The following is a 14,734-nucleotide window of genomic DNA, read 5'->3' on the forward strand; positions in this document are numbered from 1 at the left end:
ATTTATCGTTTCTTTTGGGTTTGAAAAATGCTACCTGTATTCATGCAGCATCCTCCTGGGTGAGTTTGACGCCGATGCAGCATTCCGATGTCAGGAAAGACACGATCTGGTGCATGGCATCGTATTTTACACTGTTCACAATCTGGCGTCCCTGTCGTTCTTGCCTGACCAGTCCCGCATCCACCAAGGCCTTAAGATGATGCGCCAGAGTTGACGGCGCCATGTTCAGATGGTGGCCGATTTCGCCGACGTTCAGACCCTCATCACCGGCGCGCACGAGCAGTCGAAACACCGAAAGACGTGTGGCATGGCCCAAGGCCGCAAGAGCGGTGGCGACAGATTCGTTTATATCCATGCACACATCATAACCATAAAACTAGTTTTGTAAATTAGTTTCTCTGTCTTGGTACGCTTTAAAATTCACAAGGTGATGAAAGCAGCCCTTTGCGCGACGACGCGGCGTCCTTGCTGCGCGCGCCCCCAGTGTCTTTTAGATACATAGGCGTATCGCATTGATCCCTGTGGGGCGGGCGCAAGGTTTTGCACGGTCTTGCAGTGATACCGAATGCAAAAAGCAAGTTGTGCCACCGCCTGACAGCCAACCCGTGCGATGCGCCGTGTCGTCACACAAGACCTTGCCACCACAGGAACAACAAAGCCAATCCACCAAAGATCAGCAGGTTCAGCACGATACCCGCAAGCATATTCAACAGACGACCCCACCGTTTGTCCGCAAGATCAATAGCCTCCAGATGGTCGGCAAGTTCCACATAAGCGCTGTCCAACGCCCCCATGTCGAGCCGCCGTGCCAGTTTCGGGTTAAGTGCCATGGTCTCGGCTTCGGCCAGCATTTTGGCCTTGGCGCGCAGGCTTTGCGGTAATTGTCGCCGGGCCCGATGCGCAGCCCTTGCCAAGGTCGGCGCTCTGATACCCATGTGTACCCGAAAAAGATCACGCAGCGCTTTGACCTTTTCTGCAATTTGCTCGGCTTCCTGCATCACTCGCCTCTCTGTCGGGGTATCTTACAGGGAATGGTTCTGGCAGAGCGCAACAAAATCCGCTAGCCCTTGGCCATGTTGAACGTGAACGAATTTGGCGCAGCAACCGCCCCCGCCGTGATGATTGTCCATGGCCTTTACGGCTCTGCGCGCAACTGGGGTGTGATCGCCAAACGGCTTTCGGACAGTTTTCGTGTTTATACGGTTGATCTGCGCAACCACGGCTTCAGCCCGCACACGGATACGCACAGCTATCCCGAAATGGCCGCGGATCTTGCCGAAACAATCGATAATCTGGGCGATCCCATGCAGCTGGTCGGTCACTCAATGGGTGGTAAAGCGGTAATGACGCTGGCGCTGACGCGTCCGGACATTGTGAGCCGCATGATCATCGCCGACATCGCGCCAGTAACTTACACGCACAGTCAACTGCCGTTTATTCACGCCATGAAAGCGGTCGATCTGACAAAGGTGGCGCGCCGATCGGATGCAGAGGCGCAATTGGCAGAGCTTGGGGTTGAGCCTGCGCTGTGCAGTTTTTTCACGCAGTCGCTTGATCTGGCCGAAAAAAGATGGCGGCTCAATCTGGAGACGCTGGAAAACGATATGGATAAGATCATGTCTTTCCCGCAGCTTGATGGTCCTTTCGAGAGCCCGACCCTTTTCCTGAGCGGGGCAACGTCGGAGTATGTGCAGCCACAGCACCGTACTTTGATCAAAACACTTTTTCCGCGTGCAAAGTTTGCAAAACTGCGGGGTGCGGGCCACTGGTTGCATGCCGACAAACCGCGTGAATTCGAAGCGGCCGTGCGCAGCTTTTTCGTCGGCTGATCCGCAAACGCCTTTCCCCCTTGCACCGCAGCCCGGCTTGCCTATAACGCAGAACAATTTGAACGCACACGGCGTTCTTGAAACTGGGGGCCCGATCATGCCGAAAAGAACCGACATCAACTCCATCATGATAATCGGTGCCGGCCCTATCGTGATCGGTCAAGCCTGTGAATTCGACTATTCAGGTGCGCAAGCCTGCAAGGCGCTGAAAGAAGAAGGCTACCGCGTAATCCTCGTGAATTCCAACCCCGCGACGATCATGACCGACCCCGAACTGGCGGACGCTACCTACATCGAACCGATCACCCCCGAAATGGTCGCCAAAATCATCGAAAAAGAGCGTCCCGATGCGCTGCTGCCCACCATGGGCGGGCAAACGGGATTGAACACGTCACTGGCGCTCGAAGAAATGGGCGTTTTGGACAAGTTCAACGTCGAGATGATCGGGGCGAAACGCGAAGCCATCGAAATGGCAGAAGACCGTAAGCTGTTCCGCGAGGCGATGGACCGGCTGGGTATCGAAAACCCCAAAGCCGCGATCGTCACCGCCCCCAAGGATGCCAAAGGCAAGAAAGATCTGGCGGAAGGCGTGCGTCTGGCGCTTGAAATCCTTGAAGAGGTCGGCTTGCCCGCGATCATCCGCCCCGCCTTTACGATGGGCGGCACAGGCGGCGGCGTGGCGTATAACCGCGACGACTATGAAGCAATCTGCCGTTCGGGCATGGATGCATCACCCGTCGGCCAAATCCTTGTGGACGAAAGCCTTTTGGGCTGGAAAGAGTTCGAGATGGAGGTGGTGCGCGACACTGCCGACAACGCCATCATCGTCTGTTCCATCGAGAATGTGGACCCGATGGGCGTGCACACCGGCGACAGTATCACCGTGGCCCCTGCCCTCACGTTGACGGACAAAGAGTACCAGATCATGCGCAACCACTCGATTGCGGTCCTGCGCGAGATCGGGGTCGAGACGGGTGGGTCGAATGTGCAGTGGGCGGTCAACCCTGCGGATGGCCGGATGGTCGTGATCGAAATGAACCCCCGCGTGTCCCGTTCGTCTGCTTTGGCGTCAAAGGCGACAGGTTTTCCGATTGCCAAAATTGCCGCCAAGCTTGCGGTCGGCTACACGCTGGATGAGTTGGACAACGACATCACCAAGGTGACGCCTGCCAGTTTTGAGCCGTCAATTGACTACGTCGTCACCAAAATCCCCAAATTCGCTTTTGAGAAATTCCCCGGCAGCACCCCGAACCTTACCACGGCCATGAAAAGCGTCGGCGAGGCGATGTCCATCGGGCGCACCATTCACGAGAGCATGCAAAAAGCGCTGGCCTCGATGGAAGAGGACCTGACAGGGTTCAACGAGATAGACATTCCCGGTGTTGGTGTCAGTCATTGGGTCGACGAAGGGGCCAATCGTGCCGCAATCGTCAAGGCCATAAGCCAGCAGACCCCACAACGGTTGCGCACAATCGCACAGGCTATGCGCCACGGGCTGTCTGATGAGGACATCCATGATGTGACCATGTTCGACCCGTGGTTCCTTGCGCGCATTCGCGAGATCATCGAGACAGAAAAAGACCTGCGCGCACAAGGACTTCCTGCGAGCGAAAAAGCGCTGCGCCATCTCAAGATGCTGGGCTTTACCGATGCGCGCCTTGGCGAGTTGACAGAACGCGACGAAACAGACATCCGACGCACTCGCCTGGACCACGGTGTGGTTGCAGTCTTCAAGCGCATTGATACCTGCGCCGCTGAATTCGAAGCGCAAACACCTTACATGTACTCGACCTATGAGGCACCCGTCTTTGGCGAAGCCGAATGCGAGGCCCGCCCGACCAATCGCAAAAAAGTTGTCATCCTTGGCGGCGGCCCGAACCGGATCGGCCAAGGGATCGAATTCGACTATTGCTGCTGTCATGCCTGCTATGCCCTCACCGAAGCGGGCTATGAGACGATCATGATCAACTGCAATCCTGAGACGGTCTCGACAGATTATGACACTTCTGACCGGCTGTATTTTGAGCCGCTGACCTTTGAGCATGTGATGGAAATCATGCGGGTTGAGCAAGAGAACGGCACGTTGCACGGTGTGATTGTGCAGTTTGGCGGCCAAACCCCGCTCAAGCTCGCCAATGCGTTGGAAGAAGCCGGTATTCCGATTCTCGGAACGACCCCGGACGCCATCGATCTGGCCGAAGACCGCGAACGTTTCCAGCAGCTGGTGCAGGGTCTGGGTCTCAAACAGCCGAAAAACGGCATCGCCCACTCTGATGCTGAAGCCTTGGAGATTGCGCAGGAAATCGGCTTTCCACTGGTCATCCGCCCGTCCTATGTGCTGGGCGGTCGCGCGATGGAAATCGTGCGTGATCAGGCCAGTCTTGAGCGCTACATTTCCGAGGCGGTCGTGGTCTCGGGCGACAGCCCCGTGCTGCTCGACAGTTACCTCACAGGCGCGGTTGAGCTTGACGTTGATGCGCTGAGTGATGGCACGGACGTGCACGTGGCCGGCGTGATGCAGCACATCGAAGAGGCGGGCGTGCATTCCGGCGACAGTGCCTGTTCACTGCCGCCCTATTCGCTAAAATCCGAAATCATTGAGCAGGTCAAAGAACAGACGTACGCCCTGGCCAAAGCGCTCAATGTGGTCGGACTGATGAATATCCAATTCGCGGTCAAAGACGGCGAGATTTACCTGATTGAGGTCAACCCCCGTGCCTCGCGCACGGTGCCCTTTGTCGCCAAAGCCACGGATTCGGCCATCGCCTCGATCGCCGCGCGCATCATGGCTGGCGAGCCGCTCAGCAATTTCCCGCTGCGCCCCGCCTATGACGCAGATGCGGCCTACGAAGACGTCTTGCCGCTGGGTGATCCCATGACGCTGGCCGACCCGAACATGCCGTGGTTCTCGGTCAAGGAGGCTGTGTTGCCCTTTGCGCGTTTCCCCGGCGTGGACACCATTCTGGGACCGGAGATGCGTTCCACCGGTGAGGTGATGGGTTGGGATCGCGATTTCCCCCGGGCCTTCCTCAAGGCGCAGATGGGCGCTGGCAATCCGCTGCCCTCGGATGGCTGTGCGTTTATCTCGATCAAGGATGCGGACAAGACAGACGACATGCTGAGCGCTGCACGAATTTTGCTCGAGCAGGGCTTCACTCTGGTCGCCACCCGTGGGACCGCAAAATGGCTGAACGAACACGATATGGCCTGCGGCATCGTCAACAAGGTCTATGAGGGTCGCCCCGACGTAACCGATATGATGAAGGATGAGGCGATCCATCTGGTCATGAACTCGACCGAAGGCGCACAAGCCGTGGACGACAGCAAGTCGATCCGTTCAATCGCGCTCTATGATAAGATACCGTATTTCACGACGGCGGCTGGCAGCTATGCAGCAGCCCTCGCCATCCGCGCGCAGGCCGATGGGGATGTGGGCGTCAAAGCACTGCAAGGGTGATAAATCGCACTTCTATGGTGACTAAAATCGCCACCTAAACCTTTGATTATGTGACTTTTCATTGCGTGCGGCACAGTGCCAACCGCTATGGGTCCACAGAACTTTCCCTGACGCCAGATGGCGCTTTGGCAATCGAAACAAACACGGGCTGCGCCTTTGACCTGATGCAGATTGCGACCGGCACGGGGATGCTGACGAAAGAAATTCTTGGGTTTGTCCGCACAGCCGGTACGACGATCTGACATGGCTTTGCACGATCTCGTGTTTTAAATACTTGTGCCATCGTGCGTTAGATGATGATCTGAGCGCAAACAGGTCGTCACAAATTTCGAGGTTTTGGATGCGCATTTATATTTGCCTGATCGCCACAGCGTTGGTCTGCGCGTGCGCGCCCTTGATACAGCCTTCGGCGCCATCCGAAACAACCCTGCCCTTTTTTGGCTCAGGATATCCATCTGACGGTGATCCTTGCCGCCGGTTGGGTGAATCCGCTGAAACGATTGATTACCTTGATCATACCGCCGTTCTGGTCGGATGTCCCGTAAACCTGAGCACATTGGATGAATTCGCCCTGAATACGGGCGCAACTGAGGTTTTCCGGCAAGACGGCTTTGTGGTCTACTCCGTCCCGACCGGCCAATAGGCGCGAAAGCCCCCACTGTATCGCACCAACGCTGCGTCATCTCATGTCGGCATGCTTGACCCAGGTGAATATATCCGGTCTCACTTGGGGACGCGTCGGAGGACCAAATGCACAGACCAGCCATAACCGGAACCGGTGTTTTTACGCCTGAAAATGTCATAACCAACGCGGAACTGGTCGTGGCCTTCAATGCCCATGCGGACTTCTATAACGCGGAAAATGCGGCTGCGATTGCTGCGGGCGAGGTGCCCGCCAAGGAGCATTCATCCGAAGACTTTATCGTCAAGGCATCCGGCATCAAACAGCGCTATGTCATTGACAAAGAAGGTATTCTTGACCCTTCGGTCATGCACCCGCTGCTGCGGCAACGCCGTGATGACGAACCCTCGCTGATGGCGGAAATGGGCGTTGATGCGGCGCACAAAGCGCTCTTGCAGGCGGGCAAGGACGCTGGCGGGGTTGATCTCGTTATTTGCGCGGCTTCCAATATGGAACGCGCATACCCGGCAATTGCCGTTGAAATTCAGAGCCTTCTTGGCGCGGGCGGTTTTGCCTTTGACATGAATGTGGCCTGTTCGTCGGCAACCTTCGGCATCCAGACAGCGGCCGATATGATCCGGTCGGGCAGCGTGCGCCGCGCGCTGGTGATCAACCCTGAAATCTGCTCAGCGCATCTGGAATGGCGGGACCGCGACTGCCACTTCATCTTTGGCGATGTGGCCACCGCCACGCTGATCGAACGGGCAGATGACGCGACAGCTGGATATTTCGAAGTAAAGTCAACACGCTGCGCGACGGAATTCTCAAACAACATTCGCAACAACAACGGCTATCTGCGCCGGTCCCGCCCTGCGGGAATGGCAGACCGGCGCGACATGCAATTCATGCAAAACGGGCGCAAAGTATTCAAGGAAGTGCTGCCGATGGTGTCTGAGCACATCAGTGCGCATCTGACATCCGAGAACGTGGTCGCAGCAGATCTGAAACGCCTTTGGCTACATCAGGCCAACAAGACCATGAATGACTTCATCGGGCGCAAGGTGCTCGGACGCACCCCACAACCGGCAGAGCAGCCAAATATCCTGCAAGACTATGCCAATACCTCATCGGCAGGCTCCATCATCGCATTCTCAAAATACTCGAAAGATTTACAGGCGGGTGACCTGGGGCTGATCTGTTCTTTCGGGGCCGGATACTCGGTCGGGTCTGTCCTGCTCAAGCGTCACATTTAACGCGGTTTTCGTCTGCGTTCACGCCCCGCCGTGATCGTTTTCCAGATGCAGCTTCATGTCTATCAGAACCTGTTGCAGCATCGTGGTTTCTTTCAGAAGGCGTTTCGCTTCATTGACCGTGATTTTTCCATCTTCCATGGATTGCTGGTATTCGCCCATCAACATTGCAAACCGTTGGCTGAGGGCAATCACATCCGCATTCACACCGCCCGGACGTTCCTGATTGGGGCGCCGCTCGTCATATTGCAGCGACGATCCTGACAATTCGGCCAAGGCCCCTGTTACATGCGGATAGCTTGCAGCCTTTTCCAAAAGCGCGACAGCCTCGATCGGCATGAACCGATCTGCGTGTTCGTCGTGGTCGGAATAATACCGCCCAAGGGTCGCCTTTGATTTACCCGTGACGATGCAGGCCTGTTCGACGCCGACATCCTTGACCAGCGCTTCAGTATGTTTCTTTAGGTATCTGCCGACAGCTGTCATTTAAGGCTCCTTATCGGTTTCGGTATCTTCCTGCCCCAACGGGGAACACCAAACGGTTTTTACCCATTAATCAGATGTTTGGGAAATGTCATTTATAAAAGCACTCCCAACTGTTCGGGGGATGATGAGTAGCCGGCGCCCCCAACGCCGGTTTTGGTGAGGCCGAATGTGTACCACCGTCAGGGAAACGGTGGGTCAGCATCTGCTGACAGCAGCACATTGGCCCTTTTAGGGCTGCTTTGGTCTATTGCAGCGCAAACCTGCAAAGCCTATCAAACCGCATGGCCAAGCTTTACTTCAACTACTCCACAATGAACGCCGGAAAATCGACCGTTCTGTTACAGGCCGCGCATAACTACAAAGAGCGCGGCATGGTGCCATTCCTGATCACCGCACAAGTGGATGACCGGGCAGGCGACGGTCGTATTGCCTCGCGCATTGGAATCGGTGAGCCAGCGGACACCTTCACGACAGGAGAGAACCTTTTCTCCAAAATCGCAAACCGGCTGAAAGAAGGCCCGGTTGCGTGCGTGTTTGTGGATGAGGCGCAATTTCTCAGCGCAGAACAGGTGTGGCAACTGGCGCGCGCGGTGGATGATCTGGGCGTGCCCGTCATGTGCTTTGGGCTGCGGGTGGATTTTCGCGGCGAACTGTTTCCAGGGTCCGCAACACTGCTGGCGCTGGCTGATGAAATGCGCGAGGTGCGCACCATTTGTCATTGCGGCAAGAAAGCCAGCATGGTCATCCGCAAAGACGAAAACGGGACCGTTCTGCGCGATGGCGCGCAAATACAGGTCGGCGGCAACGAGACATATGTATCACTGTGCCGCCGCCATTGGCGCGAAGCTGTCGGCGACCGCTAAACCGCGTTCGGCAACGGGGTGCCTGCAAAAAACGCCTTGAGGTTATCAACACTCATCATCCCCATGTCTTCCCGCACCTCCAACGCTGCGGTACCGAGATGCGGCAAGAGGGCGACGTTTTCCATGGCGATCAGGGCCTTGGGCACTTCGGGCTCGAATTCATAGACATCAAGGCCCGCACCCGCGATCTGCCCCGCCTGCAGCGCTGCAATCAACGCGGATTCCTCGACGACATTGCCACGCGCGATGTTCACGAGATGCGCATGAGGTTGCATCGCGGACAGCACCTCGGCGTTGATCAGGTGATGGGTCTCTGCCCCGCCGGGCACGGCAATCACCAACACGTCGACGCTCGCGGCAAGCTCCAGCAGACTGCCCTTGCGCTCAGCCTCGAAATCAAGCTCTTTTGGCGACCGGCTGTGATAGGCAATCCGCATCCCGAAGCCATGGCTGCAGCGGCGTGCAATTGCCTGTCCGATCCGTCCCATGCCGACGATCCCGACCGTTCTGCCACCAAGATGCATCCCCAACAGCTGCGTCGGATGCCAACCTTCCCACTGTCCCGCGCGCAACAGCCGCTCACCTTCACCGGCACGACGCGCACTCATCAGCATCAGGCACATGGCCGTGTCAGCAGTGGCATCCGTGACCGCACCGGGCGTGTTGCTCACGGCGATCCCGGCCGCCTTTGCCGCCGCGACGTCGATGTGATTGTACCCGACGCCAAAATTCGCCAGCACCTGACACCTTGGCTTGGGCACATCCGCAAAGACCTCAGCGGTGAACATGTCGCCAAGCGTTGGCACAACGCCATCGAACTCAGAAAGCGCCATGCGCATTTCATCACCCGTCAGCGGGGTGGTGATCTCGCGGACGGTCACATCAAATTGAGCGCGCGCGGCATCCTGAACACGTTTCGGCAGTGGTCTCGCCATATAAATTCTGGTCAATGCATCCGTCCTCCAGTTGGTACGTCTTGGTCGGGGCTGATCAGAACAACCGCACCCTGTTCATCCGGCACACCCAAAACAAGTACTTCGGATATAAATGGCCCGATCTGGCGCGGCGGAAAGTTCACCACTGCCATAACCCTTTTCCCGACAAGGCTTTCGGATGTGTAATGAACGGTGATCTGTGCAGATGTTTTTTTCTCACCAATGTCAGGCCCAAAATCGATCCACATCTTGATGGCGGGCTTGCGGGCCTCGGGAAACGGTTCTGCGCGCACAACGACACCAGTACGGATATCCACCTTCATGAAATCGTCGAAAGTAATCTCACTCATTGGCAAGCTCTCGCGATCTGTCTGCCGCTGCTTTGACTGCGCGCGCCATGAGGGATGGGAAACCGGTGCTTTCATCCATCAAGACTTCCAACGCGGCCTGTGTGGTCCCGTTCGGTGACGTCACATTGATCCGCAGCTGTTCCGGTGTCTCTTCGGAGGTCATCGCCAGCGCACCTGCCCCGGCGACCGTCGCCTTGGCCAGCCGCATGGCCGTTTCAGCGTCCAGCCCCTGCGCCTGCCCGGCCTGCGCCAGTGTTTCGATCATGTGAAATACATATGCCGGGCCCGAGCCGCTGACACCTGTTACGGCGTCAATCTGGCCCTCATCCGGCACATGCACGACCTCGCCCACAGCCTGCAACAGGGCCTCAGCCTCACCCAGATGCTGCGCGCTCGCAGCACCGTTGCCCACGATTGCGGTGATGCCCCGCGATATGGCCGCCGGTGTGTTCGGCATGGCGCGCACGATCGGCGTCTGCTCACCCAAAATCTGTTCAAAAGCAGCCAGTGTTATGCCCGCAGCAACGCTGATAAAAAGCGTATCGCCATTTCCCATGCGCTTTAAAAGCGGCAACGCCTGCGCCATCATCTGCGGCTTGACGGCAACCAGAACGACGGCGGGCGCCTCCGGCAGTGTCCCGCTGAGGTCTACGCCAGTTCCCGACAACCAGTCAGAGGGGTTAGGATCCACCACCCAGACGGAATTTGCGGGCAATCCGGCCTCCAGCCACCCGGCCAGCATCGCCGACCCCATCTTACCGCAGCCCAAGAGCACAAGGCCCTCGGTGGCAACCCGACTGTCATGCATGATGTGATCTCCCCCGGAAGTATCTTGTCCCGAGGTGTGTTTTACGCGCGTCCGTAAGCCTCTGCAATGGCGACCTCAAGCGCCTGCTTCGGGCTTTGGTTTCCCCAAACCAGCAATTGCATCGCAGGATAGTAACGCTCCGCACTCATGACGGCAGCGCTGATCATCGTATCTATCTGCTCTGTACTGGCGACGTTACCGCCTGCAAGCACCAGACCGTAGCGATACACCATCAGCTTCTGCTCATCCCAATAGGTGAACGCCCCCGCCCAGCACTGATCATTTACATTGTTCAGCAATTCATAAAGTGCTGCGTGCTTTTCTTCCGGTGGCTCCATATCAAAGGTACACACCATCCGCAGCGTTTCGTCATAGGCCGACCACGCAAGGGTCAGCGAATACGTGCGCCACTGGCCCTCGACGGCCATGGCGATCTGCTCATCAGAAATCCGGTCGAAATCCCAATCGTGATGGGCTGCCAGATGTTCAACTATGTCGATGGGGTGAATGTCGTCTTCAAGATACTGCTCGGACAAGGCCATGGTGTTACCTCTTTTTATCGCTCTAGCGAAGGAGGTCTCAAATAGCCCCCAAGGCTAGGTGCCTGCTCTACAGAGCGGGGCGAGCCCCCGCGTCCATACCAGATATGGTGCGGTGCGAATGCGGCTCTGGCAACCCCTATTCTTGGGGTAACCTACAATAACTTGTGGATACTTTGAATTTGGGCCCAATTTCTTGGCGTCTGTTAACAAATGCCGACGGACGACCTGGTGCGTCAACCGACTGTTAACACACTGCGCCGGTTTCAGGCCCGTTCCTTGGCACATCGCGCCAAATAAAAAATGGAATGGCGCGTCAGCGCCGCCTTTGGATCAGCTTTTGGCTTCAAGCGAATCGAGGCGCGCTTTGAGCGCTTCGTTCTCCTCACGCGCCTTTTGCGCCATCGCGCGCACTGCATCGAACTCCTCACGGGTCACAAAATCGCGATCCGCAAGCCAGCGATCCATCATGCCCTTCACCGCGGTTTCCGCCTCATCGCGCGCGCCTTGGGCCACCCCCATCGCATTTGTCATCAACTGCGAGATATCATCAAAAATCTTATTGCGCGTCTGCATCTGTTTTCTCCGCTTTGCTTACTCTTTATATGGACCCGCCGACCCTGCTCTGCAAGGTTGACTTCCTACAAGTCGCAAGGGCATGCATGCGACATGCGCGCCACCATTCCTTTTCCAGATATTTCACCAGAGATATTTTCGATCTCAGTCTTCGGGTTCGAACTCGCACTGCGCTGGTATGCATTGGCCTACATCGTCGGCATCGTTTTAGGCTGGCGGCTGGTGGTGCGCGCCGTCAAACAACCCGATCTATGGCGCAATGAGCAACCCGCAATGACAGCCGCCCAAATAGAGGACCTGCTCACATGGGTCATTCTGGGCGTGATCCTTGGGGGCCGGCTGGGATATGTATTTTTCTATCAGCCCGGCTATTACCTGCAAAACCCATCCGAAATTCTGGCCGTCTGGCAAGGGGGAATGGCCTTCCATGGGGGGCTGCTGGGTGTCGTTGTCGCGGGCTTCATCTACACATGGCGGCACAGGATCGCACGGCTCAGTGCTGCAGATATCATGGCGCTTGGTGTGCCGCCGGGACTGCTGCTGGGACGATTGGCCAATTTCATAAACGCCGAGCTTTGGGGCCGACCAACACATATGCCTTGGGGCGTTGCTTTTCCCGGCGCGGCAGCACAGGATTGCCCCGGCATTGAAGGGATATGCGCACGCCACCCGTCACAGCTTTACGAGGCCGGGCTTGAAGGTCTGATACTGGGCGCCTTGCTGATCTGGATCGTCTGGCGACAGGACGCGCTGAAAACACCGGGCCGTGTTGCAGGTGTCTTCTTTGCCGGATACGGGGTTTCGCGCTTTCTCGTGGAATTCTTCCGACAACCCGATGCCCAGTTCATATCCGCCGGTAATCCGCTCGGTCTTGCGTGGCAAATCGACGGCTGGGGGCTCACCATGGGGCAATGTCTGTCCGTTCCGATGATCATTCTCGGGCTTTGGCTTGTGGCTCACGCCAAGCGACGCCCGTGACCCTTAAGGACCAACTTATCGCGCGGATCACCGCGCATGGGCCGATGTCGGTTGCAGAGTACATGGGCGAGTGCCTGCTCCACCCCACGCTTGGATACTACACGACCCAGATGCCCTTTGGCAGCGCAGGTGATTTCACCACTGCCCCTGAAATCAGCCAGATGTTTGGTGAGTTGATCGGCCTTTGTCTTGTGCAGACATGGATAGATCAGGGTCAGCCGACGCCTTTTTCCCTCGTGGAACTTGGGCCCGGACGCGGAACACTGATGGCTGATGTTTTACGCGCAACCTCTCAGGTTCCGGCCTTTTTGCACGCCGCGGAAATCATCCTTGTCGAAGCATCACCAAGGCTGCAGTCTATCCAGCGCGATACCCTCAAAGACCATGACATTGCATTTGTGACTGAAGTATCCACGCTACCGCAACAGCCCTTGTTCGTGATTGCCAATGAGTTCTTTGACGCCCTGCCCGTCCGCCAGTTTGTAAGGTCAGGCGCGCATTGGCGCGAGCGTCAGATCGGGAGCGATGGCGACGAACTCATATTTGGGCTGGGCGCAGAAACACCTCAACCCGCATTGAATGACCGCCTGTCAGACACAAAAGACAACGACGTTGTCGAATACACTCCCGCCGCAGCACCCATTCTTTCGCAGTTGGGTGGCCGCATCGAAGCCCACGGGGGCGTGGGTCTGATCATAGACTACGGCGATTGGCACAGCCTCGGCGATACACTGCAAGCCGTGCGTCGCCATCAGTTCACAGGCATTCTGGATCACCCGGGCGAAAGCGATCTGACCGCGCATGTAGATTTTGAAGCCCTCGCGCAGGCGGCCCGTTGCGCCTATTCGCGGCTGACACCGCAAGGTGTGTTTCTGGAACGTCTGGGCATTGCACAACGCGCGCAGCACCTTGCGCAAAACCTGTCCAAAGAGCAGCTCGAAATCCACATTCAGGCACATCGCCGCTTGACGCACCCGGCGGAAATGGGAAACCTGTTCAAAGTGCTCGGTCTCTTTCCGCATGGAAAGGCACCCCCCGCGGGATTGGAAATATGACCCTTGAAATACTGACAGCCGATAGCCTCTCCCCAATACAACACGGCTTCTTTACGCGTCGTGGGGGGGCGTCTTCGGGTGTCTTTGCCGGGCTGAATTGTGGGTATGGCAGTTCCGACCAGTCGGAAATCGTAGCGATCAACCGCAAGAGGGTGTCAGATGCACTATCGGTTCCGCCCGATTGCCTGATCGGTGTCCACCAAGTCCATTCAGCTGAGGCGGCAACCATTGACCAGCCTCATCAGGGCACGACCCGCGCCGACGCGCTGGTGACTTCAACACCCGGCATCGCGATTTCAGTTCTGACAGCGGATTGTCAGCCCGTTCTTTTCGCCGACAAGGACGCAGGCGTGATTGCAGCAGCGCATGCGGGCTGGCGCGGCGCTTTGGAAGGCATTTTGGAAGCAACCATTGATGCGATGATTGAACAAGGGGCACGGCGCGATAATATCGTTGCCATTATCGGCCCAAGCATTTCCCAACCCGCCTACGAAGTTGGGCCGGAATTCTTTGATGCATTCATGTGCGAGGATCAGCAGTACGCCCGGTTTTTTGCCGGTGGCGCCGAGGACCGGATGCAATTTGACCTGCCCGGCTTTGGACTGCACCGGCTGCGAGAAGCAGGCGTCGGCCATGCAGAGTGGACCAGACACTGCACCTACGCCGACCCTGAGCGTTTCTATTCCTACCGGCGGTCCACGCATGCCAAAGAGGCTGATTACGGGCGCTTGATCGCTGCGATTCGCCTCTAGCGCGTCACAGTCTTTGACCAGTGCGCTCCGAAGGACGCGCGCCCCCTTTCAATGCAAAATTGCGGCCGCAGGTTCGAGGTTGGTGAAACAAACCGCAGAAGCAGACCTGTTAATACTACGTCGGTGAACAATCCCAGCGATTTTTTGACCGGACCGCTGGCATGTGCGATGCTGAAAGCTCCTGAACGGGAAAGAACTGTAACTGTCCTTTCCGTGCTCGTCGGTGGGGGCCGA

Annotated in this window: 16 protein-coding genes; 8 read left to right on the plus strand and 8 right to left on the minus strand. The window is 57.1% G+C overall.

The window, feature by feature from the left end:
• Positions 1-40: 40 nt before the first annotated feature.
• Together RLO149_RS13065 and RLO149_RS13070 are read right to left on the minus strand one after the other, a co-directional pair.
• Positions 41-355 (minus strand): ArsR/SmtB family transcription factor, encoded by a 315-nt coding sequence (locus tag RLO149_RS13065; protein WP_013962567.1) that lies wholly within the window; start codon positions 353-355, stop codon positions 41-43.
• A 268-nt stretch (positions 356-623) separates the two neighbouring features.
• Complete coding sequence (locus RLO149_RS13070) at positions 624-998, minus strand: hypothetical protein (protein ID WP_013962568.1); 375 nt, start codon at positions 996-998, stop codon at positions 624-626.
• 75 nt (positions 999-1,073) lie between these two features.
• Here RLO149_RS13070 and RLO149_RS13075 point away from each other — a divergent pair, with 75 nt between their 5' ends.
• The 4 genes from RLO149_RS13075 (at position 1,074) to RLO149_RS13095 (ending at position 7,161) form a co-directional block, all read left to right on the plus strand.
• Positions 1,074-1,829: an alpha/beta fold hydrolase gene (locus tag RLO149_RS13075; protein ID WP_013962569.1), complete on the plus strand. Its 756-nt coding sequence runs from the start codon at positions 1,074-1,076 to the stop codon at positions 1,827-1,829.
• A 97-nt stretch (positions 1,830-1,926) separates the two neighbouring features.
• A complete protein-coding gene (carB, locus tag RLO149_RS13080) occupies positions 1,927-5,286 on the plus strand; it encodes a carbamoyl-phosphate synthase large subunit (protein WP_013962570.1) in 3,360 nt (1,119 codons plus the stop codon).
• Between the two features lie 340 nt (positions 5,287-5,626).
• Positions 5,627-5,929, plus strand: a complete 303-nt coding sequence (locus RLO149_RS13090; RefSeq protein ID WP_013962572.1) for a hypothetical protein — start codon at positions 5,627-5,629, stop codon at positions 5,927-5,929.
• A 107-nt stretch (positions 5,930-6,036) separates the two neighbouring features.
• Positions 6,037-7,161, plus strand: a complete 1,125-nt coding sequence (locus RLO149_RS13095; protein ID WP_013962573.1) for a beta-ketoacyl-ACP synthase III — start codon at positions 6,037-6,039, stop codon at positions 7,159-7,161.
• Positions 7,162-7,179: 18 nt separating this feature from the next.
• Here the strand turns inward: RLO149_RS13095 and RLO149_RS13100 are convergent, their stop codons facing one another.
• Complete coding sequence (locus RLO149_RS13100; RefSeq protein ID WP_013962574.1) at positions 7,180-7,644, minus strand: hypothetical protein; 465 nt, start codon at positions 7,642-7,644, stop codon at positions 7,180-7,182.
• Positions 7,645-7,925: 281 nt separating this feature from the next.
• Here RLO149_RS13100 and RLO149_RS13105 point away from each other — a divergent pair, with 281 nt between their 5' ends.
• Positions 7,926-8,507, plus strand: a complete 582-nt coding sequence (locus RLO149_RS13105) for a thymidine kinase (protein WP_013962575.1) — start codon at positions 7,926-7,928, stop codon at positions 8,505-8,507.
• On the opposite strand, the gene RLO149_RS13110 is transcribed toward RLO149_RS13105, so the two are convergent.
• The 5 genes from RLO149_RS13110 to RLO149_RS13130 all read right to left on the minus strand — a co-directional run bounded on the left by RLO149_RS13110 (position 8,504) and on the right by RLO149_RS13130 (position 11,715).
• The gene (locus tag RLO149_RS13110; protein WP_013962576.1) at positions 8,504-9,442 is read right to left on the minus strand and encodes a 2-hydroxyacid dehydrogenase; all 939 of its coding nucleotides are present in this window, start codon (positions 9,440-9,442) and stop codon (positions 8,504-8,506) included. The genes RLO149_RS13105 and RLO149_RS13110 overlap by 4 nt on opposite strands.
• 11 nt (positions 9,443-9,453) lie before the next feature.
• Entirely contained in the window at positions 9,454-9,792 is a 339-nt protein-coding gene (locus tag RLO149_RS13115) for a tRNA-binding protein (protein WP_013962577.1), read from the minus strand.
• Positions 9,785-10,600 (minus strand): pyrroline-5-carboxylate reductase, encoded by an 816-nt coding sequence (proC, locus tag RLO149_RS13120; RefSeq protein WP_013962578.1) that lies wholly within the window; start codon positions 10,598-10,600, stop codon positions 9,785-9,787. Before proC ends, RLO149_RS13115 begins: the two co-directional genes overlap by 8 nt.
• 41 nt (positions 10,601-10,641) lie before the next feature.
• Positions 10,642-11,142 carry a type III secretion system chaperone family protein gene (locus tag RLO149_RS13125; RefSeq protein ID WP_013962579.1) on the minus strand — a complete coding sequence of 167 codons (501 nt, stop codon included), beginning with the start codon at positions 11,140-11,142 and terminating at the stop codon, positions 10,642-10,644.
• 330 nt (positions 11,143-11,472) lie between these two features.
• A complete protein-coding gene (locus tag RLO149_RS13130) occupies positions 11,473-11,715 on the minus strand; it encodes an accessory factor UbiK family protein (RefSeq protein ID WP_013962580.1) in 243 nt (80 codons plus the stop codon).
• A 93-nt stretch (positions 11,716-11,808) separates the two neighbouring features.
• Here RLO149_RS13130 and lgt point away from each other — a divergent pair, with 93 nt between their 5' ends.
• The 3 genes from lgt to pgeF are packed head-to-tail and all read left to right on the plus strand — an operon-like array spanning position 11,809 to position 14,500.
• Complete coding sequence (gene lgt, locus RLO149_RS13135) at positions 11,809-12,693, plus strand: prolipoprotein diacylglyceryl transferase (protein WP_013962581.1); 885 nt, start codon at positions 11,809-11,811, stop codon at positions 12,691-12,693.
• The gene (locus RLO149_RS13140; RefSeq protein WP_013962582.1) at positions 12,690-13,748 is read left to right on the plus strand and encodes a class I SAM-dependent methyltransferase; all 1,059 of its coding nucleotides are present in this window, start codon (positions 12,690-12,692) and stop codon (positions 13,746-13,748) included. The genes lgt and RLO149_RS13140 overlap by 4 nt, the downstream gene beginning before the upstream one ends.
• Positions 13,745-14,500 carry a peptidoglycan editing factor PgeF gene (gene pgeF / locus RLO149_RS13145; RefSeq protein ID WP_013962583.1) on the plus strand — a complete coding sequence of 252 codons (756 nt, stop codon included), beginning with the start codon at positions 13,745-13,747 and terminating at the stop codon, positions 14,498-14,500. The genes RLO149_RS13140 and pgeF overlap by 4 nt, the downstream gene beginning before the upstream one ends.
• Positions 14,501-14,734: the final 234 nt, after the last annotated feature.

The sequence above is a fragment of the Roseobacter litoralis Och 149 genome (assembly GCF_000154785.2).
Lineage (GTDB): Bacteria > Pseudomonadota > Alphaproteobacteria > Rhodobacterales > Rhodobacteraceae > Roseobacter > Roseobacter litoralis.

What these genes read in the sequence shown, in the direction of transcription:
- RLO149_RS13065 (WP_013962567.1), bottom strand. Translation starts at nt 355, where the DNA reads ATGGATATAAACGAATCTGTCGCCACCGCTCTTGCGGCCTTGGGCCAT.
- RLO149_RS13070 (WP_013962568.1), bottom strand. Translation starts at nt 998, where the DNA reads ATGCAGGAAGCCGAGCAAATTGCAGAAAAGGTCAAAGCGCTGCGTGAT.
- RLO149_RS13075 (WP_013962569.1), top strand. Translation starts at nt 1,074, where the DNA reads ATGTTGAACGTGAACGAATTTGGCGCAGCAACCGCCCCCGCCGTGATG.
- carB (WP_013962570.1), top strand. Translation starts at nt 1,927, where the DNA reads ATGCCGAAAAGAACCGACATCAACTCCATCATGATAATCGGTGCCGGC.
- RLO149_RS13090 (WP_013962572.1), top strand. Translation starts at nt 5,627, where the DNA reads ATGCGCATTTATATTTGCCTGATCGCCACAGCGTTGGTCTGCGCGTGC.
- RLO149_RS13095 (WP_013962573.1), top strand. Translation starts at nt 6,037, where the DNA reads ATGCACAGACCAGCCATAACCGGAACCGGTGTTTTTACGCCTGAAAAT.
- RLO149_RS13100 (WP_013962574.1), bottom strand. Translation starts at nt 7,644, where the DNA reads ATGACAGCTGTCGGCAGATACCTAAAGAAACATACTGAAGCGCTGGTC.
- RLO149_RS13105 (WP_013962575.1), top strand. Translation starts at nt 7,926, where the DNA reads ATGGCCAAGCTTTACTTCAACTACTCCACAATGAACGCCGGAAAATCG.
- RLO149_RS13110 (WP_013962576.1), bottom strand. Translation starts at nt 9,442, where the DNA reads ATGGCGAGACCACTGCCGAAACGTGTTCAGGATGCCGCGCGCGCTCAA.
- RLO149_RS13115 (WP_013962577.1), bottom strand. Translation starts at nt 9,792, where the DNA reads ATGAGTGAGATTACTTTCGACGATTTCATGAAGGTGGATATCCGTACT.
- proC (WP_013962578.1), bottom strand. Translation starts at nt 10,600, where the DNA reads ATGCATGACAGTCGGGTTGCCACCGAGGGCCTTGTGCTCTTGGGCTGC.
- RLO149_RS13125 (WP_013962579.1), bottom strand. Translation starts at nt 11,142, where the DNA reads ATGGCCTTGTCCGAGCAGTATCTTGAAGACGACATTCACCCCATCGAC.
- RLO149_RS13130 (WP_013962580.1), bottom strand. Translation starts at nt 11,715, where the DNA reads ATGCAGACGCGCAATAAGATTTTTGATGATATCTCGCAGTTGATGACA.
- lgt (WP_013962581.1), top strand. Translation starts at nt 11,809, where the DNA reads ATGCGCGCCACCATTCCTTTTCCAGATATTTCACCAGAGATATTTTCG.
- pgeF (WP_013962583.1), top strand. Translation starts at nt 13,745, where the DNA reads ATGACCCTTGAAATACTGACAGCCGATAGCCTCTCCCCAATACAACAC.